The sequence below is a fragment of the Bradyrhizobium sp. YCK136 genome (genome assembly GCF_044570075.1).
Lineage (GTDB): Bacteria > Pseudomonadota > Alphaproteobacteria > Rhizobiales > Xanthobacteraceae > Bradyrhizobium > Bradyrhizobium diazoefficiens.
Genome location: NZ_CP172424.1, coordinates 2,785,820 through 2,807,674 on the forward strand (window position 1 = coordinate 2,785,820; position 21,855 = coordinate 2,807,674).

The 21,855-nt window shown below is 64.0% G+C and carries 25 protein-coding genes and 2 pseudogenes; 16 read left to right on the forward strand and 11 right to left on the reverse strand.

The features are described 5' to 3' along the window. Positions 1–61: 61 nt before the first annotated feature. Positions 62–262: a hypothetical protein gene (locus ACFLEY_RS13055; protein ID WP_060908362.1), complete on the reverse strand. Its 201-nt coding sequence runs from the start codon at positions 260–262 to the stop codon at positions 62–64. Between the two features lie 223 nt (positions 263–485). Here ACFLEY_RS13055 and ACFLEY_RS13060 point away from each other — a divergent pair, with 223 nt between their 5' ends. Continuing rightward, positions 486–1,460, forward strand: coding sequence for a quinone oxidoreductase (locus ACFLEY_RS13060; RefSeq protein WP_060908361.1), 975 nt, complete (start codon positions 486–488; stop codon positions 1,458–1,460). 39 nt (positions 1,461–1,499) lie between these two features. On the opposite strand, the gene ACFLEY_RS13065 is transcribed toward ACFLEY_RS13060, so the two are convergent. Together ACFLEY_RS13065 and ACFLEY_RS13070 are read right to left on the reverse strand one after the other, a co-directional pair. Continuing rightward, entirely contained in the window at positions 1,500–1,775 is a 276-nt protein-coding gene (locus ACFLEY_RS13065; protein WP_060912630.1) for a hypothetical protein, read from the reverse strand. Positions 1,776–1,876: 101 nt separating this feature from the next. Further along, complete coding sequence (locus tag ACFLEY_RS13070) at positions 1,877–2,485, reverse strand: S24 family peptidase (protein WP_060908360.1); 609 nt, start codon at positions 2,483–2,485, stop codon at positions 1,877–1,879. Between the two features lie 166 nt (positions 2,486–2,651). On the opposite strand from ACFLEY_RS13070, the gene ACFLEY_RS13075 reads away from it, so the two are divergent. Next, positions 2,652–3,179, forward strand: coding sequence for a GcrA family cell cycle regulator (locus ACFLEY_RS13075; RefSeq protein ID WP_060908359.1), 528 nt, complete (start codon positions 2,652–2,654; stop codon positions 3,177–3,179). A 46-nt stretch (positions 3,180–3,225) separates the two neighbouring features. Further along, a complete protein-coding gene (locus ACFLEY_RS13080; RefSeq protein ID WP_028174424.1) occupies positions 3,226–3,801 on the forward strand; it encodes a hypothetical protein in 576 nt (191 codons plus the stop codon). Between the two features lie 50 nt (positions 3,802–3,851). Here the strand turns inward: ACFLEY_RS13080 and ACFLEY_RS13085 are convergent, their stop codons facing one another. After that, entirely contained in the window at positions 3,852–4,208 is a 357-nt protein-coding gene (locus ACFLEY_RS13085) for a hypothetical protein (protein WP_028174425.1), read from the reverse strand. A gap of 196 nt (positions 4,209–4,404) precedes the next feature. On the opposite strand from ACFLEY_RS13085, the gene ACFLEY_RS13090 reads away from it, so the two are divergent. From ACFLEY_RS13090 to ACFLEY_RS13100, 3 genes are all read left to right on the forward strand, one after another. Further along, entirely contained in the window at positions 4,405–4,869 is a 465-nt protein-coding gene (locus ACFLEY_RS13090) for a hypothetical protein (protein WP_011088872.1), read from the forward strand. Positions 4,870–5,256: 387 nt separating this feature from the next. Beyond that, positions 5,257–5,442 carry a hypothetical protein gene (locus tag ACFLEY_RS13095; RefSeq protein ID WP_028174427.1) on the forward strand — a complete coding sequence of 62 codons (186 nt, stop codon included), beginning with the start codon at positions 5,257–5,259 and terminating at the stop codon, positions 5,440–5,442. Between the two features lie 138 nt (positions 5,443–5,580). Continuing rightward, positions 5,581–5,922: a phasin gene (locus ACFLEY_RS13100; RefSeq protein ID WP_011088870.1), complete on the forward strand. Its 342-nt coding sequence runs from the start codon at positions 5,581–5,583 to the stop codon at positions 5,920–5,922. A 194-nt stretch (positions 5,923–6,116) separates the two neighbouring features. Here the strand turns inward: ACFLEY_RS13100 and ACFLEY_RS13105 are convergent, their stop codons facing one another. After that, the gene (locus ACFLEY_RS13105; RefSeq protein WP_011088869.1) at positions 6,117–6,431 is read right to left on the reverse strand and encodes a cytochrome c; all 315 of its coding nucleotides are present in this window, start codon (positions 6,429–6,431) and stop codon (positions 6,117–6,119) included. Positions 6,432–6,468: 37 nt separating this feature from the next. Beyond that, the gene (locus tag ACFLEY_RS13110) at positions 6,469–6,630 is read right to left on the reverse strand and encodes a hypothetical protein (RefSeq protein WP_156149853.1); all 162 of its coding nucleotides are present in this window, start codon (positions 6,628–6,630) and stop codon (positions 6,469–6,471) included. Positions 6,631–6,727: 97 nt separating this feature from the next. Here ACFLEY_RS13110 and ACFLEY_RS13115 point away from each other — a divergent pair, with 97 nt between their 5' ends. Beyond that, the gene (locus ACFLEY_RS13115; protein ID WP_171901299.1) at positions 6,728–6,871 is read left to right on the forward strand and encodes a hypothetical protein; all 144 of its coding nucleotides are present in this window, start codon (positions 6,728–6,730) and stop codon (positions 6,869–6,871) included. Between the two features lie 155 nt (positions 6,872–7,026). On the opposite strand, the pseudogene ACFLEY_RS13120 reads toward ACFLEY_RS13115, so the two are convergent. Both ACFLEY_RS13120 and ACFLEY_RS13125 read right to left on the reverse strand, forming a co-directional pair. Next, positions 7,027–7,539, reverse strand: a pseudogene (locus ACFLEY_RS13120) (alpha/beta hydrolase); the annotation flags it as partial. Between the two features lie 152 nt (positions 7,540–7,691). Then, positions 7,692–9,487: pseudogene (locus ACFLEY_RS13125) on the reverse strand (ShlB/FhaC/HecB family hemolysin secretion/activation protein). 130 nt (positions 9,488–9,617) lie between these two features. On the opposite strand from ACFLEY_RS13125, the gene ACFLEY_RS13130 reads away from it, so the two are divergent. Both ACFLEY_RS13130 and ACFLEY_RS13135 read left to right on the forward strand, forming a co-directional pair. Beyond that, positions 9,618–10,865 carry a FecR domain-containing protein gene (locus tag ACFLEY_RS13130; RefSeq protein WP_211433426.1) on the forward strand — a complete coding sequence of 416 codons (1,248 nt, stop codon included), beginning with the start codon at positions 9,618–9,620 and terminating at the stop codon, positions 10,863–10,865. Between the two features lie 61 nt (positions 10,866–10,926). Next, a complete protein-coding gene (locus tag ACFLEY_RS13135; RefSeq protein WP_211433425.1) occupies positions 10,927–13,665 on the forward strand; it encodes an EAL domain-containing protein in 2,739 nt (912 codons plus the stop codon). Positions 13,666–13,692: 27 nt separating this feature from the next. Here ACFLEY_RS13135 and ACFLEY_RS13140 read toward each other — a convergent pair whose 3' ends face one another. Next, positions 13,693–13,953: a hypothetical protein gene (locus tag ACFLEY_RS13140; protein WP_060908356.1), complete on the reverse strand. Its 261-nt coding sequence runs from the start codon at positions 13,951–13,953 to the stop codon at positions 13,693–13,695. Positions 13,954–14,230: 277 nt separating this feature from the next. On the opposite strand from ACFLEY_RS13140, the gene rocF reads away from it, so the two are divergent. The 4 genes from rocF to ACFLEY_RS13160 all read left to right on the forward strand — a co-directional run bounded on the left by rocF (position 14,231) and on the right by ACFLEY_RS13160 (position 17,568). Next, positions 14,231–15,208 (forward strand): arginase, encoded by a 978-nt coding sequence (gene rocF, locus ACFLEY_RS13145; protein ID WP_028174433.1) that lies wholly within the window; start codon positions 14,231–14,233, stop codon positions 15,206–15,208. A 164-nt stretch (positions 15,209–15,372) separates the two neighbouring features. Next, positions 15,373–16,641: a sulfite dehydrogenase gene (soxC, locus tag ACFLEY_RS13150; RefSeq protein WP_060908355.1), complete on the forward strand. Its 1,269-nt coding sequence runs from the start codon at positions 15,373–15,375 to the stop codon at positions 16,639–16,641. Further along, positions 16,628–17,170, forward strand: coding sequence for a c-type cytochrome (locus tag ACFLEY_RS13155; protein ID WP_060908354.1), 543 nt, complete (start codon positions 16,628–16,630; stop codon positions 17,168–17,170). The genes soxC and ACFLEY_RS13155 overlap by 14 nt, the downstream gene beginning before the upstream one ends. A gap of 113 nt (positions 17,171–17,283) precedes the next feature. Further along, entirely contained in the window at positions 17,284–17,568 is a 285-nt protein-coding gene (locus tag ACFLEY_RS13160) for a hypothetical protein (RefSeq protein ID WP_011088860.1), read from the forward strand. A gap of 6 nt (positions 17,569–17,574) precedes the next feature. Here the strand turns inward: ACFLEY_RS13160 and ACFLEY_RS13165 are convergent, their stop codons facing one another. Further along, positions 17,575–18,789: a mandelate racemase/muconate lactonizing enzyme family protein gene (locus ACFLEY_RS13165; protein ID WP_060908353.1), complete on the reverse strand. Its 1,215-nt coding sequence runs from the start codon at positions 18,787–18,789 to the stop codon at positions 17,575–17,577. A gap of 175 nt (positions 18,790–18,964) precedes the next feature. Between ACFLEY_RS13165 and ACFLEY_RS13170 the strand changes: the two genes are divergently transcribed. Then, positions 18,965–19,153, forward strand: a complete 189-nt coding sequence (locus ACFLEY_RS13170; RefSeq protein WP_028174437.1) for a hypothetical protein — start codon at positions 18,965–18,967, stop codon at positions 19,151–19,153. Between the two features lie 153 nt (positions 19,154–19,306). Here ACFLEY_RS13170 and ACFLEY_RS13175 read toward each other — a convergent pair whose 3' ends face one another. Further along, positions 19,307–20,659 carry an NRAMP family divalent metal transporter gene (locus tag ACFLEY_RS13175; RefSeq protein WP_082755304.1) on the reverse strand — a complete coding sequence of 451 codons (1,353 nt, stop codon included), beginning with the start codon at positions 20,657–20,659 and terminating at the stop codon, positions 19,307–19,309. 360 nt (positions 20,660–21,019) lie between these two features. On the opposite strand from ACFLEY_RS13175, the gene ACFLEY_RS13180 reads away from it, so the two are divergent. Beyond that, on the forward strand, positions 21,020–21,424 hold the full coding sequence (locus ACFLEY_RS13180) for a phytanoyl-CoA dioxygenase family protein (protein WP_347341931.1): 405 nt from the start codon (positions 21,020–21,022) through the stop codon (positions 21,422–21,424). Positions 21,425–21,583: 159 nt separating this feature from the next. Then, positions 21,584–21,775 carry a DUF3606 domain-containing protein gene (locus ACFLEY_RS13185; RefSeq protein WP_060908352.1) on the forward strand — a complete coding sequence of 64 codons (192 nt, stop codon included), beginning with the start codon at positions 21,584–21,586 and terminating at the stop codon, positions 21,773–21,775. Positions 21,776–21,855: the final 80 nt, after the last annotated feature.

Sequence of the window (21,855 nt, forward strand, 5' to 3'; positions counted from 1 at the left end):
CCGCGTGAACGGCGTTTTTTCCGCTTAACGCAAATACTTGAGCGGTCTGCCGATCGCGCGGTCAGTGCCGCAGCAGCGCCGGCTTCCGGATCGTCTGCCGGACCTCGGCGCCGCAATCGGCGCATTCATAGACGAAGTCGATCTTGGCAAGGCTCCAATGCGGTTCGACCTCGCGCACATACATCGGCAGGAACCCTATGCACGTGGGGCAAATCACAGGCGCGATCTCGATATCCTGATGATGCTGTACATAAGCTGGCATCTCGGCTCTCCTTCGCAGGCGACCACCAAACCCCGCGCAAAAGCTACTGCCGGTTGCCCCGGAGCCGTCATCAACTCTTTCGAACAGAGGCGGAACGGCGCGCGTTTGTCGTTTGCTGTGACATTCTTGTTACGTCTCTGTACTGTAACGGGCAGATCAAATGCCTATTTCACAGGCCGATCCGGTTCTCGGACCCTCACTGCAACGATAAGGGAGCAACCCCATGACGCATGCCATTCGCTTTCACAAGACCGGCGGGCCGGAAGTCCTGGTCTGGGAGGAGGTCAGTGTCGGCAAGCCCGGACCGGGCGAAGCGCGTATCCGCCACACCGCCGTGGGTCTCAACTTCGTCGACATCTACAACCGTTCGGGTCTTTATCCGGCGCAGTTGCCGAGCGGGCTCGGCAGCGAGGCGGCGGGCCTCGTCGAGGAGATCGGCCCGGGTGTCACCGATCTGAAGCCGGGCGATCGCGTCGCCTATGGCGCCTCGCCGCTTGGCGCCTATTCCGAGGCGCGGCTGATCCCCGCCGATCGTCTGCTGAAGTTGCCTGACGGCGTCGACGACAAGACGGCGGCGGCGATGATGCTGAAGGGGCTGACGACGCAATATCTGATCCGGCAGACCTATCGGGTGAAAGCCGGCGACACGATCCTGCTCCATGCCGCGGCCGGTGGTGTTGGCCTGATCCTGAGCCAGTGGGCCAAGCATCTCGGCGCGACCGTGATCGGCACCGTCAGCAACGACGAGAAGGCAAAGCTGGCCAAGGCGCATGGCTGCGACCATGTCATCATCTACACGCGCGAGGATTTCGTGAAGCGCGTCGACGAGATCACGGGCGGCAAGAAGGTGCCGGTGGTCTACGACTCCGTCGGCAAGGATACGTTCCTGAAATCGCTGGACTGCCTCGCACCGCTCGGCGTCGCTGCGCTGTTCGGCCAGTCCTCCGGTGCGGTCGAGCCGCTCAATCTCGGCCTGCTCGCCCAGAAGGGCTCGCTCTACGTCACCCGTCCGACGCTGTTCACCTATGCCGCCAAGCGCGAGAGCCTGGTGGCGATGGCGGGCGAGCTGTTCGACGTCGTCAAGTCCGGCGCGGTCAAGATCGAGGTCCACCAGACCTATCCGCTGAAGGACGCGGCCAAGGCGCATGCCGATCTCGCCGCGCGCAAGACGACGGGATCGACCGTGCTCCTGGTGTGATGTTCTGCCCGACGCTGACGCGGACCGCCCGGGCCCGCGTCACGTCCGTTCGTGCTTGCGCAGGTCGCGGGCGTGATCGAGGCGGCTTGCGTGGAGGTCGACATCTCCAGGCGGAACGTGGGGAAGGGTGGCCTCGGCCAGGATGGCCTCGGTGACGTCCTCGACCGAGTTCTCCGCGATCTCGTGGATGAACGAGATGTTCCGGTATTCACCCGAGGCCACACGGGAGATGACCTCGCGTCTCGTGATTTCAGGGTCGACGACCGCCTCGCGGCCGCGCCGCCCGTAGTCGATCATCACGACGAAATACTGCATGGAACGATCCTGCCGTGCCCCGACGGTCGGGAGCACGGCAGAGTATTTCCGAAAAGCAGAATTAAGTCAAGTTCGATTTCCAAAAATCAGAAATCGGTAGCCTACTTGCCCTTCTTGCGGGGGCGCGCCGACTTGGCGCGCAGCCGTTCGAGCTGACCCTTGGGCATGGAGAGGCAGATCTCCCCGACCCAGTCGAGCTTGACGCCGACGATCGGCTTGGCGTTGAAGCTGTTGAGATTGACGACGGAAGGGGATTTGCCCCGCTCGATGGTCTTCAAATAGCGTTCGCCGGTCTTGAGCCGGACCACGGCCTCTTCGCCGTAGAAGCTCGACAGCGGATGACGCTGGTCCTTGTAGACCACGATCACGTCGCCACTCTCGTATTTGGGCAGCATCGAATCGCCCACGATCTCGAATGCAATCGTCTCTTCCATGATCGGGAACGGCAGCGCGATGTCGCCGAGCCCCTCCGGGGGAACCTGCTCATAATCCGGCTCAATCACGGCGCCGGCGCCCACGCGCCCCATGATCGGCGCGAGATTGAGCTCGAGATATTCCATGATCGGAATGATCTCCGAGGCCTTCACCAGGCGCTCGCCGCCAAGAATCTCCGAGACCGCGCCGGGGCGCACGCCCATGGCTGCCGCCAGGCCGCCCTTGCTTTTACCTGTCTTTTTCAGGCCCCGCTCGATCATCGCAACGTCCAACATGGTGATTCCCTCGATTGTCCATCGTCTCGCCTCTTGTAATCCGAAATTCGGAATTGATGCAATTATGAATATCAGAATTCCGGCTTGACTCTCGCTTCGGAATACCGGAATGTGTGTTTCGCCTCCCGGTCGTGCGATCGGAGGGGGTGCATCACAGGACAGCAGCATGGAACCGGGTCATTGGCCGTCGGAGCACTCCGACGCGCTTCGCGACTATTTTCTCAAGGGAATGTCTTATGCGGAGATCGGAAGACAGATTAACGCAAGGTTTGGAACGGCTTACACGCGCAGCGCAGTCGCCGGCCGCGCCAAGCGGCTCGGACTCGCTGCGCCGCAATGGGTGATGAGTCCGTCGATCGCGCCGTCTCTGCCGGGCGAGGCCGGTCTGCTCTCGCCGCGCCGGCCGGCGCTACTGAATCTGCCGCCGAAGTCCGCACTGAAGCCGGCCGCGCAGGTCAAGTTGCGCTGTGTCGGCGTCCAGCCGCGCCTTGTCCAGCTGGTCGAACTTGCGAAGGCCGACTGCCGCTACCCCTATGGCGGCGACAAGGACGGGGAGGAGATCGCCTTCTGCGGCCACCCGTGCCAGCCGCGCTCCAGCTATTGCGCGCCGCATGCGCGCCTGACGCGCCGCTCCGGGGCTGCCTCCGCCCGTGTCGCGGGTCCCGTCGTGCTGAGGCTGGTCTCCGCCGCCTGAAAGTGCGCTCAGCCGTTCAATCGTCAATCTTGCAAGGAGTATCCGAGTGGGACGTGTCCGACGCAACAGATCCTACAAACTGGCACAGATCTACGACCGGAGGTCGCGCGAGGTGCCATTCAATGCGGAAGTGGCAGAGGTCGAGGTCGACAATCCGCTGGCGCTCGATCCCGGCGAGAAGATTATGGCGATCCGGTCGATCCGCAGCGATCCGCTCGGCCGTCTGCACTCGCACCACCAGATCGACGAGGCTCAATACCGCGGCGGGCGCGCCTTCCAGAACGATTGGGAGCGGGCGGAGCGGGGGCCTCAGGCCATGGACCCAACCCGCGAATATGTCGATGGCGCCCGCTCACGCGAGCCCGTCACCGAGAGCCAGCGGCAGGCGGTGCTGCGGCTGAACCGGGTCGAGCGCGAACTCGGCACCGACGGCGCCGCGCTGGTGCACGACGTGCTGGTCCTGGGTCTGACCATGGATCAGATCGGGCAGCGTCGCGCCGTCCGTACGCAGCGCTGGAACGACTATTTTGCGCGGCGGTTTCGCGAATGCCTGGACCGGCTGGCACTGATCTACGGCTTTGCGACGGAGGCCGGGACACAGCGTGCAGACCAGCGCAGATGATCGCGGCACGCCGGCGGTCTCGGCCGCCGGCGTGCCGGTCTGCCTGCTGCTTACGGATGCGGTACAATCTGGTAAGGCGTCGTGTAGGGCTCGACACGGAGCGAGGCGTTGGCCAAAAGCCCGATCCTGGCGGTCGGCGCCTGCTGCAATTCGCCGTTCGGGCCGCGATGCACGTTGTATTGCCAGACGGTGAGGTCACCCTTCTGCGCCAGCGCGTGCGCAATCGCGCTCGCATCATTGCCGCCGAGCGCCTGAAGCTCCTCCGCCGACAGTCCGACGACGATTTCGTCCTTGATGGTCACGATCTTGAACAGATTCATCTTGGTCTCCTGCGCCCATGCGCCTTGTATCGAGAGGGTGAGAAGCGCAACCGCGGCGCCCTTGATGAGATCGCAGCGAGAAAGCATGCCGTCGTCCTTTGGTGCTGAGGCGCGCCCGAATCGGTTGAATCCGTCAGCCATGGCGCCCGTGATCTGCGTGGCCGTATCGCAACGCTTGGTCGTCCGATCTTGAACAGCGGTTCATCGGCAGAAACATGTCGGAAGCGATGAACCTTGAAGCGAACAGGCGAGTCCAAGCCGAAGGCTCAAGGGGATACGTCAGATGAAATTCGCCGCAACTGTTTGCCTTCTCGTGTCTGTCGGTGCCGCAGGCGCCGCTGCGGCGGCAGATCCCTTCTACATCGGAAGCTGGACACTCACGGCTGCCGTGGTCGCGCCATGGGCCGATCCGCAACGCAAGCCCGACGACACCGAGCGGGCACGTCTGATGGGCAAGACAGTCGTCCTGAAGGCGAAAGAAATCTCGGGACCGCGCCCCTTTGCCTGCGCCAAGCCGCAGTACAAGGTGACGGATTATGGCCCCGACATGATCTTCCAGGGCGCATTCGACGAGATGCGACGTGCCGACAAGAAGGCCGATCCCAAGGCGCTTGCCGCCTCGCTCGGCTTCGCCGGCGCCCCGATCCGGACTTTGGAGACCGGCTGCGAGATCGACGTTCATTTCGTCGACGATACAACCGCCGAGGTGGGACTCAACAATTACGTGTATACGCTCAAGAAGCGTTAGATCGCCTCCGTCAATGCCCATTCACGCCGGAAACAAGGCGAAATGCTGCGCAGGTTGACAGCGATCAGGGCCGTGTGCGTGACTGATGCCGCTTCTTGACGCAGGTGGGTGTCGACGGTCCATATTCCTGTTATCCGGAATTGCGGTGGTGCGATGCAGACGAAGCATCGCTAGGCCGCTGGTCGGGCTTGCCGGAAGGGTTGTTTCTTGGCATAACTACAACCTGTTCGGTTGAGCCCGCCCGTTCGGATATGTAGTTGAGCGTGCTAACCCGCCGGGGCCCCCTTGGCCGAAAGTTCGTCCTCACCATGGCGCCCGCTTATGGTGTTCGGCTCCCGAGTGGGACGATGTCGGATCAGGAAGGCCGATGCTGGTCATAGGTGCGAGATGAAGAACCTCAATTTCGCGGCTGAACTGCACCTCAAGCTCGGCGCGCCGGCGAGCGGCACTGTCGAAAGCCTGCGCCTGCTCCGTGCTTTTTTGAAGCTCGCGCCTCGCCAGCGTTTCGAGGTCATCAAGCTCGTTGAAGACCTCGCCACCGAAGAAGTCCTTCCCGAACACCCCCTGTCCTGAGCTGGACCGCGCATCTTACGCCTTTTCCTTGATTTTCCTGCCCGAGCCGGGCCGCCGGGGACGTTTGCCCCGGGGGCGCCGCTGGAAGGTGGTCCGGCAAGTGTGGTATTCAGCTAAGAAAAAGGGAGGAGTGCGACCATGATCGAACCGAAAATCGAAGTTCCGGCCGAACTGCGCGACCTAGCCGAAAAGACGATCGACCAGGCGGAACAGGCATTCGGCATGTTTTTCGATGCCGCCACCAAATCGATGTCATCCGTTCCGGGAGCAGGGACGGAGGTGTCAAAGCAGGCGCTCGCTTTTACCGAGCAGAACATGAAGTCGGCGTTCGAGCACGCGCGCAAGCTTGTTCATGCCACCGACCTTCAGGAAGCGATGCGAATCCAGTCCGACTTCCTGCGTAGCCAGTTCACCAGCGCCGGAGATCACATGCGCCAGATGACCGGCAGTCTCATGCAGCCGGGCAAGGGCAAATCCTGATTCCTGGTTTGCGCGCTGCGTGCCTACAAATTGATCTTGCGCAGCATTGAGATCCGCATTTCGATGCTGGTGCAGGTCCATGATGGGCCACCGAATGGTTTCTCATTCGCCGTCCATCATCCTTTCTGCTGATCCCTGTCGGTCCTCCGGCAGGGATTTGCATTTTGCGACAAGTGTCGCGATTGGCCGGCGCTCTATGGACGCAGTGATCCGATATAGGCCGCGATGTCGCCGGCTTCGGTCCTGCTCAAGGGAAAGCTCGGCATCTTCGGATGCGGGTCGAGCAGGAAGAAGGCGAGCTTCTCCGAACTGAAGTCCGGCCGGCGCGCAACGGATGCAAAGGAAGGGACGTCGGCGCTGGCTACCGCCTGGCCATTGGCCACGACATGGCAACTTGCGCACCAGCGCTTGGCGAGGTCGGCACCGTGACCGGCATCGGCGGCGAGAGCGGACGAGGAACTCGAGGCCACGGCAAGTACCAGGCAAATTCCTCTCAAATGCAGGTGCATCGGGCAACCCTCGTGCGTTCGCTTGCAGCCACTGTGCTCATCCGCAGCACGAGCCCGGAAATTGGGAGAGATCGATGCGGGCGATGATCGACCGCAGCAGCCTGCGGGTCGAACGATACAGATGCCGCACGAATCCAGGCGTCCTTGTCGCGGGCAGGCCCAGCCGTTTCGTATCAAGGCTTTCGATGTAGTGCGACACGTGCCTCTCCGAGATTGTGAGACCCTGTCTATCGTGGCCGGCCCGGAGCCGCCTTGATCTGCCGCAAGGCGTCCCCGGCTAATAGTCGCCGGGGTTCATGATCATCGGACTTTTCGTATCGGCCGGCGCGAGCGCGCTGCTGGCGCTGTCGCGCAGGAAGCGGTCGAGCGTCGCCTGGATCTTCTCCTTGACCGCGTCGGGCCCGCGATCGCTCATCTCGGTGTGCTGCGCACCGGTGTGAACGATGTCGATGCCGCGCGCCTTGGCCTCTTCCGGCGTCGGCAGCACGCCCGGGTCGGTCAGGAAATGCGGATCCTTCGAGCGGAACGACAGGATCTTCAAGTTGTCGCTGAGCACGAAAGGCACCCGAAGATTGTCGAGCGTGATCACTTTCGACACCAGCTCCGGGTGCTGATGGGCGACATACATGGACACGTCGCCGCCGTTGGAATGGCCGACGAGGGTAATGTGGTCGTAGTCGGCGTTCTCCTGCCGCCGCTTCAGTTCGCCCAGGGCGAAGAGGATGTTGGCCTCGCAGCGGATATAGACGTCACGCCGGCCGACATATTGCTGGCCGACATGGGTCATTAGCGGTGGATCGCTGGGCAGGTCCTGCTGGATGCTGGCAACGAGATAGCCGCGCGCCGCGAGCGCGTTGGCGAGGAAGGAATACTCGGTGGCCTTGACGGTATTGCCGTTGCTGATGATGGCGAGCGGCAGCTTCCAGAGACCGAGATTGGCCTTGGTCTCGTAGTCGCGCCGCACCGCGATCTCGACCGAGATCGGCCGCTGGCGCGAGGCATCGAACAGGGTCAAAAGCTCATGGCGGATCGCAAACCGGCTGACGACGAAATATTCGCCGACGCCGAGGACGCAAAGAAACGCCAGAATTGCAAACACCCTCTTCATGGTTCCGTCCCAATCGCTTTCGACTGAAAATGGTCACTGCAAGCGCCCGGATCGAGCGATCGTGAGCAGGTTACGGGATTAAATTTAGGCAAGTCTGTGCGCAAGGCCGCAAAAGGGCCGCATGCCGGGTACGCGGCATGAGGGCTTTGCAGCTAGAGGCAGCCGCTCCTGCCGCGTTCGGGGCAGAGCCGGAATGCGCTCGACAGCGTGAACAGGAAACGTGGGCTGCGGCGCTCGTTGTCCGGCGCCCGGTAGCTCAAGGGGACGGCCACGCCGAGATCGGCTGGAGATCGTCCCACAGGAAGAACCGTGCGCCGGCCCCGGCTGATGTCAGCGACAGGCCGTCGCTCAGGCGGTAGCCGTCGTTCCAGACTGCGCCGGCGTCGCCGAAGGCGTAGAGCTGGTAGCCGGTCCAGTAGCGGAAATTGAGCTTCTGGTCGAAGCGCAACTCAAGCGAGCCGGCAAGACCGTTGTCGCCGCTGATCTCGGCTGCGCCGTAGCCCCGGCCGAAGGCCGCGCCGCCGAGATAGAACTGCTGCGAGGTGAACAGCGGCCGCGATGCAGTCTGGCTCGCCGCCGAGAGCTTGAGCGACCAGGCATCGTTGAGCGACTGGTAGCGCGTGAACCAGAGATTCAGCACCGAGAAGTTCGATGACGCACCGTCGCGCGACAACAGATCGTCGTCGAAATGCGATGCGCCGAAGACGTCGAGGCCCTGACGGTAGGTCAGCGTCGCGAAATTGGTACCGCCGAAGCGATCCTGGAGCCGATAGTCGGCGGTCAGGCTCGCGGTCCGGACATGGTCGTTGTACCAGGGACCGTAAAGGTCATGCTCGGACACGTTGCTGAAGGTCCCAGCCAAGGTAAGCGTCAGTGCCGACGATTGCGACATGAAGGGCACGGTGCTTGCCCGCACCTCGAAAGCTTCGGTCGTGGTGATGTCGCTGTCGAGGCGGCGGGCGTCGCCTGGCCGGACCGCACTGTAGAGGACGGACGCGCCGAGGCGCACGCCGTCGACGCCGACGGGTGCGTCATAGGACAGCCGCGCAAAGCCGAGCTCGCGCGGGTCGTTGGCAATGGTCGACAGGTTGACCGCCAGCGTATCGCCGGGCGTGAGGTAGGAGTTGAACGCGCCGGTCGCATAGGTCTGCCAGGGGCCGACTGAGGACGAGCCGAGATTGTCCAGGCCGAACGACGTGAACACGTGCCAGGTCTTCAAATAGACGGTGAGGCGGAAGCGGCCGGTCGCACCGCCGATCTCCTCCAACGCGGTATCGATGATCCGGACGCCCGGCCTGCCGTTGATGAGGAAAAGCTGGCGCTCGAGCGTTGCCAGGCGCGATGGCTGCTCGGCCAGGACCGGTCTGAGCATCGGCCTCACGCCGAACTGCTCGGCGCCATCGCCTTTCAGATCGGCCTGGACAATGGCGCCCTCGATCACCTGAATCCGGACCACGCCGTTGGCGATGTCCTGCGGCGGCACGACGGCCCGGCTCAGATGGAAACCGTCGGCGCGGTAGAGGTCGCTGATCGCGCCGGCGATCGCGGCGAGATCCGCCTGCGAGACCTTCTTGCCGAGATAAGGCTGATAGACCGCGGCGATGCGGTCGCGGGAGACGGCGCGGGCGCCGCTGACATTGAGGCCGCGCAGCACGAACTGAGGCTTGGTATCGCCGCCGGTGTTGGCCTGGCCGACCGTCGGTAGCTTGACCGGAGGCCGGCTCAGTGTTTCCCGCTCGGTTTGGTTTTCAAAGTATTTCTCGGGCTGGCGCGGATCAAAACCCGGCTGGTTCGCCTGTTGTGCGAATGATTGCGGAACTCCCGTGAAAATTGGTGCCAACAGCACCAACGCGGTAAGGAGACGCCGCTTCCCGACACGCGCCGCGAACCCGTTTCCGTAGTTTGACGGAGATCTCCCCATAGGGTGGTAAGGGTTCGTTAGCCGCATGATTTTTCTTAGTTTTTTATGGTCAACGATTGGTTAATGCGGCTGTTCGGCTCGCCGGTTCCGGCTAATTCTCTCTTGAGTGATTTCGGGTACGCGTCCGGTCTGGCTGTAACGCGGACTGAGGATCGTGATGCTCGGCAGAATTGGAATGCGGTGCGCCCTCGCGGCGGCGCTGATCCTGGGAATGGCTTCCGGTGCACTCGCGGCGGAGGATGGCGTCTGGTCGGTCAGCAAAGCCGCCGGCGAGGTCTGGGTCGCCACCAGCGGCGCTCAGCAGGTGTCGTTGAATCAGCAGGAGGCGCTCAAGCCCGGCGATACCATTCGCACCGGACGTACCGGACGCGTGCTGCTTGTCCGCGGCGAGGAAACGATACTGATATCTCCCAACTCGGTGGTCGGCTTGCCGGCCGAGAAGAAGGAAGGTCTCTCGACCACGATCATCCAGCAGTCAGGTTCGATCCTGCTCGAGGTGGAGAAGCGTAACGTCAAGCATTTCGAGGTCGAGACGCCCTACCTCGCCGCCGTGGTCAAGGGAACGCAGTTCAGCGTCACCGTGAATGCGGGCAGCACCAGGGTCGGCGTGCTCCGCGGCCAGGTCGAAGTCTCAGACTTCAAGACGGGACAGATCGCTCAGGTCATGCCCGGACAAGCGGCCACGGCCTTTGAGCATGGCAAGCCCGGCCTCAGCCTGAGCGGCGCGGGGACGTTCAATCCGATCGAACATGGCAAGCCGCGCGCCTCGACGATCGAGCGAATTCCTGTGCCGAAATCGGGATTGACGGCGCCGCGCAACGCGGCGAGCGGCTATGCGATCCACGCGCTCGGCCCAATCGACAAGGGGACCAAGGCAGTCGGTGCGCCAATGCAATCGCATCAGGCGGCCGGAGCGCAGGCGCCCAAAGGCGGCGTCGTGCGCATCTCCAGCTCGCTCGGCGAGGTCAAGCTGAACGTCCACAAGGTCACGCATGGGCTCGCCCACGGCGCAATTGCGCCGGGGCACGTGCGCAACGCCAACGCCAGCACCGGTACCGAGACAGTCTGGAGCGACACGAAGGCGAGCACCACGACCACAGCCGCCAACAGCTCCACCGTAACGGCGGTCACCGTCAGCAGCAGTGTATCTGCGGCCAGTGCCACATCTTCGTCGTCAAGTGCGACGACGACCGTTGCGACCACTGCCGGGTCGACCGGCGATGTGTCCGGAGGAAGCTCTGGGAGCAGAAGCAACGGGACTGGCGCGACCAGCAATGGAAGCGGTGGCACCGGCAATAATGGCAACAACGGCAACGGGAACAGCGGGAACGGGAATAACGGCAACAACGGTGACGGCAGTCATGGCCACCACTACGGTTGGTATTGGGGCAGGGGCCATCACTAGGACCGTGTCGTCGGCATAGGGGAGCGCCTGGCGGCAGGTACCGCCGGTGCAGGGGAACAAAGTGAAACGCCATCGGCCGCATATTCTTGTCGTGATCGCGCTGGCGGTCGTGCTGTCCACGGGATGGCATGGCGCGCTGCGCAATGCGCTCACCGATCTGCGGTTTGCCTGGCAATCGCGTGCCGCAAGCGGCAATGTCGTCGTGGTGTCCATCGACGCGCCCTCGATCGACCAGATCGGGGTGTGGCCCTGGCCGCGCCGGCTCCACGCAGAGCTGTTGCACAAACTCGAAAGCGCCGGCGCGCAGGAGGTGGCTTTCGATGTCGATTTCAGCACGCCCTCGGAGCCGGCCTCCGACGAGGCGTTCGTCAAGGCGCTTCGGGAGGTCGGCGGCTCGACGATCCTGCCGTCCTTCAAGCAGCCGGCGCCGAATGGTGGCCCAGCTCACGTCAATCGCCCCCTGAAGTCGTTCAGCAACCAGTCGTGGCCGGCCGTCGTCAATGTCGCGGTCGAATCCGACGGGCTCGTTCGCCGTTATCCGGTCGGCGAGAGGCTCGGCGACGCCTTTATGCCGTCGATGGCCATCGTGCTGGCTGGGCAGGACGCCAATCGGCGATCCTCCTTCCTGATCGACTTCAGTATTTGGGCGGCCTCCATTCCGCGTGTCTCCTTTGTCGACGTGCTGCATGGCGATACCGCGACACTCGACAAGCTCAGAGACAAGAAGATCATCGTCGGTGCGACCGCGCTCGAGCTGGGCGACCGGTTCAGCGTTCCGAATGGCGGCATCGTCTCGGGGCCCGTCCTCCAGGCGCTGGCGGCGGAATCGATCCTCCAGCACCGGATGCTGCGCTGGACGTCCGATGCCGGCATGATCCTCGGCCTGGGTGTGATCTGCCTGCTCATGATGTATTCGTGGCGCCGCTTCGCATCGGGATATCGCGTTGCGGTTCTCATCGCGGCCGGAGCGGCGGTCGAGCTGACCGCGGCCCTCGTGCAGGCAAGATGGCCCTTCGTCGTCGACACATCGCTATTCCACATCGCGATCATCGCTTATCTGACGGCGATCGCGCTGGACGAGATCGATTTCCGCGGTCTCCTGGGACGCATCGCCGAGAGCCGCTTTCATCGCATCGCCATGTCGCTCGGCGACGGTCTCGTCTGCACCGACGAGGATCACCGGATCACGGTCTGGAATCCCGGCGCGAGCGTGATCTTCGGCTACATGCCGGCCGAGATCATCGGCCGCCCGTTCGACACGCTGTGCGCCGTGCCGACGGACGGCGACGCAAGGCCGTCCATGCGCGATGCCGCACGCCAGGCGCTCCTCGTGCCCGGCGGGGCGGTCGTCGTCGAGTTCGAGGGCCGGCGCAAGAACGGTGAAACCTTCCCCGTCGAAGCGAGCTTCTCGGGCTGGCAGGGAACGGACGGTTTCCAGGATGGAGCGATCCTGCGCGACATCTCGGTCCGCAAGCGCGAGGTCGAACGCGTCAGATATCTCGCCGAACACGACGCGCTGACGGGTCTTGCCAACCGGAACATGCTGCATGCCGGCCTTACCGGTCTGATCGCCGCGGCGGAGCGGCGGTCTTCCGACGTCGCACTGCTCGTGCTGGGGCTCGACGGCTTCCAGCAGATCAACAACATGCTTGGACATTCGGCCGGCGACCTCGTGCTGCAGGCCGTCGCCGAGCGGTTCCGGACCGAAATCGCTGGTAAGGCGGCGGTCGCCCGGCTCAGCGGCGACGAATTCGCCATCGCACTTGATTGTGCGGAGGCTGGCGAGCCGATTGTGGCGTTCGCCGAGCGGATCGCGCGCGCGTTCGAAGCGCCGCTTGTAACGGGCACACGGCAGCACCGAGTCCGGATCAGCATCGGCGTTGCCGTCTATCCCGACGGTGGACACAACGCGGACGACCTCCTGAGCAACGGCCATCTCGCGCTGAGCCGCGCCAAGGCGACGCGACGCGGCAGCCACGTGATCTTCGAGAGTGCGATCAGGCAGGAATTGCAGAACCGTCTGACGCTTGAGAGCGAACTGGCGCTTGCCGCGGATCGCGGCGAATTCGAACTGTTCTACCAGCCGCAGGTTCGTCTGGTCGACGGCGGCCTGGTCGGGGCCGAAGCGCTCATCCGTTGGCGGCATCCCGTGCGCGGCTACGTCTCCCCCGGGGAGTTCATGCCGGTGGTCAATACTTCAGCGCTGTCCGAGCGGATCGCGAACTGGGTGATGGAGACGGCCTGCCGGCAGGCGCGTGCTTGGGAATTGTCCGGCAACAGCGTGCGCATCGCGATCAACCTCTCGCCGTCGCAGCTGCAATCCGGCGATCTCGCGCATGCGGCTGCGGCCTTGCTCGAAGGGACAGGGCTGACGCCGGCGCTGCTCGAGCTCGAAGTCACCGAAGATATCCTGCTCCATGACGAGGGCCGCGTGCTCGACATGTTCAAGCGGATCCAGGAGCTCGGCGTCCGCGTCCTGTTCGACGATTTCGGCACCGGCTACGCGAGCCTCAGTTATCTTAAGAAATTTCCGCTCGACGGCCTCAAGATCGACCGGTCGTTTGTGCTAGATCTGCTCGCCGATTCCGACGATGCCGCGATCGTCGGTTCGACCATCGGTCTCAGCAAGCAGCTCGGGCTCACCGTCGTGGCCGAGGGTATCGAGAACCGGGCTACAGCCGATTTCCTCATCAGCATGGGATGCGAGGAAGGGCAGGGCTATTTCTTCGGCCGTCCGATGCCCGCGGATGCCTTCGAACGGCAGTTCCTGACGCAGTCCCGATCCGTCACCGCGGCCTAGCTGACCCACGTCACGCGAGCTTCATTGCTAACGCCGGCGGGCGATGGCAACGCCGAACAGGAAGGCGACGAACAGGCTCGCGAGCGGCGCTTCACGTGTGATCGCGGCGACCGTTGCGAGCGGTTTACCCGGCTTTCTAGCTTCGTCGATGACATGCGCCAAGCGGTCGACAGCGGCGCGCAAGCCTCCCGCGACCTCGCCGAGCGTTTGGGAGACGTCGGCCGCGGCGTCGATGGCACGCTCGGCCATGCCGGGTTGGGACGGGGGCTGCGGAATTTCGGTGCTCAAATTCGTAAACTCCGCTCCTGACGAAGGGAATGAGGCCGGCACCTTTGGCTATCCGCGCGAGCGCTCGTTTTGAACAGCGGGTCCGAAGACCTTTGGCTATCCGCGACAGGCGCCGTAATGTACGGCGGGTGCCGGCCTTGCAGGGGAAATGCGGCGCGCGGGATTTTGTTCCGGGACGGCTTCTCGCTCGGCGTCTTTTCACCGGGAAATACCCGTGAAACGACGGGTACGAATCTCTGTTAGGCTGGCACGATCTTGTGGATGTCAGGAGACTGCCGTGACCGATCGGACCATGCCGGATCGAGCCCGGCGCATCGCCTTGCTCGGCGCGCCCATCGACATGGGGGCCTCGCAGCGCGGCACCCTGATGGGCCCGGCGGCGCTGCGCACCGCCGGCCTTGCGACGCTGCTCGAGAGCCTGGACTTCGAGGTCGTCGATTACGGCGATCTCACGGCGGCCGAGGTCAGGGACCTCGCAGACAGGCCGCCCGAAAAAGCCAATCATTACCGCGAAATCCAGCGCTGGACACGCGTGCTGAGCCGCAGAGGCTACGAGATCGCGAAAACCGGTGCGCTCCCGATCTTCCTTGGCGGCGATCACACGCTGTCGATGGGCTCGGTCAATGCCATGGCGCGCCATTGGCAGGAGCGCGGACGCGAGCTGTTCGTGCTCTGGCTCGATGCGCATGCCGACTACAATACGCCGGAGACGACGATCACGGCGAACATGCATGGCATGTCGGCCGCGTTTCTGTGTGGCGAGCCGGGCCTCGATGGCCTGCTCGGCGATGACCCGCGTGCGTCGATCGATCCTGACAGGCTCGATCTGTTCGGCGCGCGGTCAATCGACAAGCTCGAAAAGGAGCTGATGCGCGCACGCCGGATCAGGGTTGTCGACATGCGCCAGATCGACGAGTTCGGCGTCGCCGTGCTGATCCGCCGTGTGATCGAGCGGGTCAAGGCGAGCAATGGCGTGCTGCATGTCAGCTTCGATGTCGATTTCCTCGATCCATGCGTGGCGCCCGGGGTCGGAACCACGGTGCCGGGCGGAGCGACCTATCGCGAGGCACATCTGATCATGGAGCTGCTGCACGATTCCGGCGTGGTGGGGTCGGTCGACATCGTTGAGCTCAATCCATTCCTGGACGAACGTGGTCGAACCGCGCGGACCGCGGTCGAGCTGATCGGCAGCCTGTTCGGGCAGCAGATCACCGACCGGCCGACGCCAAGCAATGCGATCGCGCCGGGCGAGTGAATCGGGCGGCCGGCGATTGTGCGCTGCAAGGAAAGGAACTGCTGTTGTTGCCGGGCGATTTAGATCAACGCTGATCGAAATCGCCTGCTTTTGAAATAGCTGCGAATTGCAAATGCCGTCGTCAGAATGTTTGATGCGGTCTCAGCGCCAGCCGGGGGCCCGCAATGAGCAGCACGACACATGCCGACGATGATCCCGTGACGACCACTCGTCGTCGCTTCCTGACTGCCGGCTCGGCCGCGGTCGGCGGTGCCGTTCTCGGCACAAGCACTGCTGCTGCGGAGACCGACAATCTTCCGCCCAATGTTCCCGATTGGATGAAGGCACCGGGCGAGCCGACGGGAGGTCAGCTCTATGGTGCGCCATCGCCCTTCGAGAAGGGCGTCGTCAAGAACATCTCGAAGGCTCTCAAGCAATACATCTCGGCGTCCAGCCGGACGCCCTTGCAGGAGCTCGACGGCATCATTACGCCGAACGGGCTGTTCTATGAGCGGCATCATGGCGGCGTCCCGACCATCGATCCGGCGCAGCACCGGTTGATGCTCCACGGCCTTGTCGAACGGCCCCTGATCTTCACCATCGACGATCTGCGGCGCTTCCCGTCAGAGTCGCGCATCCACTTTCTCGAATGCTCCGGCAATCCCGGTTACACCAAGCCGTATGGCAAGACGGCATCGGATCTCGTCGGCCTGGTGAGCTGCGCGGAATGGACCGGCGTCAGCCTGAAGCTGGTGCTTCAGGAGGCGGGGTTGAAGCCGGAGGCCAAATGGGTGGTTGCCGAGGGGGCCGACGCGGCCGCGCTGACGCGCAGCATTCCGATCGAGAAATGCCTCGAGGACGCCATGCTGGTCTACAGTCAGAACGGCGAGCGGCTGCGACCGCAGCAAGGGTATCCGCTGCGATTGTTCCTGCCTGGCTTCGAAGGCAACATGAGCGTGAAATGGCTGCGCCGCCTGCATGTGACTGCCGAGCCCGTGTATTCGCGTGAGGAGACTTCGAAATACACCGATCTCCTGCCCGACGGCACGGCGCGGGAGTTCTCCTTCTACATGGAAGCGAAGTCGATCATCACCCGTCCCTCCGGCGGTCAGCGTCTGAGCGCGCCCGGCTTCCACGAGGTCACCGGCATCGCCTGGAGCGGGCACGGCAAGATCGCCCGCGTCGAGGTGTCCGTCGACGACGGGAGGAGCTGGCAGGACGCGCGATTGCAAGCGCCGGTGCTGACGCGTGCGCTGACACGCTTCCGTTTGCCGTGGCAATGGGACGGCAAGCCCGCGGTGATCCAGAGCCGCGCCATTGACGAGACCGGCTATGTGCAGCCGACGCTGGCCGAACTGCTCGCAGTGCGCGGCGAGAATTATTTCTACCACAACAATGCGATCTGGCCCTGGCTCATCGCGGCGGACGGCGAGGTGACCAATGCGCTGGCGTGAGATTTGCGGCATCGCATTAGCAATCATGCTGTGCACCTTTGGGAGCGTTGCGCAGGCGCAAAGCCCTTATGGCATCGGTCGGCCGGCGACGTCCGCCGAGATCGCGGGTTGGAATATCGATATCGGGCGCGACGGCAGCAATCTGCCGAACGGGAGTGGTTCAGTCAGCCGTGGCCGTGAAGTGTTCGCTCAACAATGCGCCTCGTGTCACGGCGAAAAAGGCGAGGGCGGCTTGGGTGATCGGCTCGCCGGCGGGCAAGGTACGATCGGAACAGCTAGGCCCATTCGCACCGTCGGCAGCTATTGGCCTTATACGCCGACGCTGTTCGATTATATCCGTCGCGCCATGCCGCAAAACGCGCCGCAATCGCTGAGCGATGAGGATGTCTATGCGGTATCGGCCTATGTCCTGAACCTGAACGGGCTGGTGGGAGCGGACGCGACGCTCGATGCGAAATCGCTTGCGGCCGTGAAGATGCCGAACCGCGACAGGTTTGTCGGCGATGCGCGGCCCGACGTCAAAAAGTGAACGCGCGCGGGGGACGAGGTTCCCTGCGTTGGCTTGGAACTTGCTTCGGCGAAGGCGGAACTCGCGGGACGTCATTGAATTAACCTGCGAGGGGAAAAAGCACGGATCCTTCGATGGCAGCTGATCGCTTCGCTAACTCCATGTCCAAGGCGCTTCGCCATCCCGGCGTGATCGCGTTGATCGTGGCCGCCTTGACGATTGCTGCGATGCTGGTCGTGGATCATGGGCCGTGGAGCCGGGCCAAGACGCAGCCGGCCCATGTCGCGATGTATGCAACCACGGGCGAGGCTGCACACGCCGCCGGCGCCAAGGTGCTTCCCACCGAACCGAAATCGCCGGTCGAGCCGGAGCGGCCGGGGCCGAAGACGTCCCCGACCGTCAATCCGGTGACGCCGTAGTCCCCGTCAGCTCTTGCGACCGTAGTTGAGGAGCCCGCCGCTCATCTTCGGCGGATGCGCGCGCAGCGCTTCTTCGTTCGGCTCGGTGCCCCAGCCGGGCCGGTCCGGAATGATCAGATGGCCGTCCTCGATTTCCGGCTCATGCGTGAACAGCTCGCGGTCCCAGGACAGGCGATCGATGTCGATCTCCATGATCCGCAGGTTCGGAACGGCCGCGCAGAAATGCGCGTTCATCATCGAGCAGAGATGGCCATAGAAATTATGCGGCGCGACGTTGACCTCGAACGCTTCCGCGGCTGATGCGATCTTCATCGATTGCCAGACGCCGTTCCAGGGCGTGTCGATGATCGCGACGTCCATCGCCTGCTCATGGAAATAGGGCAGGAATTCGCGCAGGCCCAGCAGCGTCTCGCAGGACGAGATCGGATGCGGGCTCTGCCTGCGGATGTAGCCGAGCGCTTCCGGATTGAAACTGTCGATCTCGATCCAGAACATGTCGAGGTCCGCGATGGTGCGCAGGATCTTCAGGTAACCCTCGGTCTTGGCGTTAAAATTGCAGTCGAGCAGGATGTCGACGTCGGGGCCCGCGCCGTCGCGGATCGCTTCCAGATGCATGCGCAGGTCGCGCAGGATCTTGCGGTCCACGTTGATCTCGGGCTCGAAAGGTGAGCCGAAGCCGGGCCGCCAGCCGGTCGGCTTGCCGTCGTCGTAGGAGAAGATGTTGGTCTTGAGCGCGGTGAACTTCGTCTCGCGCACCTCGCGGCCCATCGCCTTGACGCCGTCGAGGCTTTCGATCGGCGGCTTGTACCAGGACGGATGATTGATCCGCCACGTCGCGCAATGCGACCAGTAGACCCGGACACGGTCGCGGATCTTGCCGCCGAGCAGCTCATAGCAGGGTACACCGAGGCACTTCGCCTTGGCATCGAGCAGGGCGTTCTCGATCGCCCCGAGCGCTTGCGCCACCACGCCGCCAGCGGCGGGGCGCGTGGCGGCGAACAGCTCGGCGTAGATGCGCTCATGCTGGAAGATATTCTGCCCGATGATGCGGGTGGACAGGCGCTGGATCGCCGCGCCGACGCCCGGTGAGCCAAAGCCTTCATCGAACTCGCTCCAGCCGACGATGCCGTCGTCGGTCGTCAGCTTGACGAAGTGGTAGTTTCTCCAGCCGGCATCGCAGGCAAGGATTTCAAGGCTTGTTGCTTTTGACGGTTTGGTCATGTCGCTCCCTGTCGCCCAGCGGGACTTTGTTTTTCTTGTGGCAGGTCGCAAGGCCCGGTCCTGACGGCAACTGTTAGGCCAACCATGGACCGGCGTGAAGCCCGCAGCGCTGCGGCCGAGGCTGCCTCTCGCCCCTCTTTGGCGGGGAAATGCCGTGGGATCCGGCGGGACGGCCATGATCTTTCCGGGGATCGTCGCGAAAATGCGCCGGGCGCTGACGTTTTTGGCCACAATCGGGACTGACCCTCCACCCATGAAATTTCTGGGCATGATCTCGCTTCTGGCGCTGCTCACAATCAGCGGGGCCGCTATTTCCGATCAGTTTCTGACGGCCGATCAGCACGTTGCGCAAGGGGTGAAGTAGCGCGGCGAGCGAAGGCGCTTTCGTCTTTGCAGTTGTCTGGGGGGGACAGCGATGCTTTCGATAGACCAGTTCTTGCGGCTCATCAGCGTGCCGGCCGTGTTTGCGGCCTTCATCATCGCATCGCAGGTTTCGGCGGCACTGTCGCAAGGTTAGTCAGCCGACCACCGACGAGCCGAGCAGAGCGAGGACTGCCAGCGCCATCAGCGCGGTGCCGAGCCAGCCCAGCGCGACCAGCCACGTCCGGGCCCTGAAACGGCCCATGATCGCGCGGCTCGAGACGATCAGCATCATCATCGCCATGATCGGAACGGCGACGATGCCGTTGAGCACGGCGCTCCAGACCAGCATGTGGATCGAGTCGATCCCGGTGAAGCCGAGGCCGAAGCCGATCGCGGTCGCGGCCGCGATGATGGTGTAGAAGCCGGCGGCCTCGTCGGGCTTTGCCTCGAGCGTGGCACGCCAGCCGAAGATTTCCGCGACACCGTAAGCCGCCGACCCCGCCAGCACCGGGATCGCGAGCAGGCCCGTGCCGATGATGCCGAGCGCGAACAAAGCGAAGGTGAAGTCGCCGGCGAGCGGCCGCAGCGCTTCGGCCGCTTCCGTCGCCGAATTGATGTGGGTGACGCCGTTGGCGTTCAGCACGGCGGCCGTGGTCAGGATGATGAAGAAGGCGATGCCGTTCGACAGCAGCATGCCGAACGTGGTGTCGGCCTTGATGCGCGCGATTTCAGGGGCGCCGCCGCGCCGCGTCTCCTCGCGCAGCGGCTGGTCGCGCTTGCCCTGGTTCATCTCCTCGACCTCTTGCGAGGCCTGCCAGAAGAACAGATAGGGGCTGATGGTGGTGCCGAGCACGGCGACCACCATCATGAAATAGTCGGCGCTGACATTCGCCTTCGGCCACACCGCGGCGAGCAGCGCGGTGCTCCACGGGATCTCCACGGTGAAGGCGGTCGCGACATAGGCGAACAGCGCCAGGGTGAGGAATTTCAGCACCGGCGAATAGCGGCGATAGGGCAGGAACACCTGGAGCAGGGTCGAGCCCGCCGCGAAGATCAGCGCGTGCTCGTGGTTGAGACCGCCGATGACGAGCGAGAGCGCCTCGGCCATCGCGGCGATGTCGGCGGCGATGTTGAACGTGTTCGCGGCGACGAGCATGGCGACGAGCGCCAGCACCGCCCAGCGCGGCGCGATCCGCATTACGTTGGCGGCAAGCCCTTTTCCGGTGACCCGGCCGATCTGCGCGCTAACGAGTTGAATGGCGATCATGAACGGCGTGGTCAGAAACACCGTCCAGAGCAGCCCGTAGCCGAATTGCGCGCCGGCCTGCGAATAGGTGGCGATGCCGGATGGATCGTCGTCCGCCGCCCCGGTGACGAGGCCGGGACCCAGTCGTTGCAGCAGCGTCGGCTCGGACTTCGTCGGTGCGTCGGCGCGGTCGTGCTTGGCGGGGCGGTGTTTCAGGGCGGACCTTCCGGAATTGCGAATCCTGATCTTAAGCGCGTTCATGGCCGCAAAGTTCCTGCACAATGAGCGTCGTGCGTCTGCTGAAGCCGATGCTGCCAGCCCTTGCGAACGGCACGTTGAGGTTGTAGGGAGCGCCATGAACCGTGATCCGGCACCCACGAAGGTCGATCCCCTGAAGCCTGAGCAGGCTGCGGCTCTCGACCGTGACGGTTATCTCCTGCTGCGCGGCGCAGTCCCCGCGGCGTGGCGCGATGCGCTGCGCGCGGCTTTCGATTCCGGCGTGGGCACCGGCGACCAGTGGGCGGCCCCCCGGGGCGCCGGCTGGCGCCACGCCCTTGTCGATCTCGATCCGATGGTGAGCGGACCTGCCGCCTGCCGCCGCTGCTGGCGGCGGGGGCGCAGATGCTGGGCGGTCCCTTCTTCCTCTCCCAGGTCGAGGGCCGCGAGCCGCTTCCGGGCGGCGGCCACCAGCCCCTGCATCGCGATGGCGCCGGCATGAAGGCCGTCGCCGCCCTGGTCTTCCTCGACGCTTACGGGCCGGACAATGGCTCAACGCGCGTGGTCCCGCGTCATCTCGACCGCGGCGCGTCCGACGAGACCCTGTCGCTCGTCACGGCCGGCGAGGCGGGGGACATCCTGGTGTTCGACGCCGATCTGCCGCATGGGGCGACCTGCAACCGCTCCGGCGCGCGGCGGCGCTCGCTGTTGCTGAGCTTCATGCCGGCGGGCGATCGGGCGAGCATTGAGGCCTGTCGCGCCGTCCGCAACGTGCGCATGGACACCAGCGAGGTGTTTATCCCCTCCTGAGCGATAATTCCGGATGCGGAGGAACGTCGCTTCATCGCGCATGTTGTCTCCGCGGCGACGGAATCTTCGCAAGGAGCGGGACAGTCACCATCGCGGCGACGGCGGCGTCAAGCCCGCCTTGTCGCGGTTCGGCCTCACCCCTCACCAGCAGAGACACTCATGAACAGGCTCAAGCCGGCCAATCTTCGCAATGCGCTCGACTTGAGCGACAAGGTGCAGGTGAAGACCCTGCGCAAGCGCCTCAAGCTGTCGCCCGATCAGTTCGCCGACGCCCTTCGCAAGTCTGGCAATTCGATCTCGGCCCTCGTCAAGGAAGCGGCCGCTGCGCGACCCGGCAAGCCGGAGGCGTAAGCCGCCGGCCTGACAGACGCCGCCGGCGAACGGCCGGATTTAGGAACAGCGCGCCGATGACGACGTTTCCCGTTTTCAGG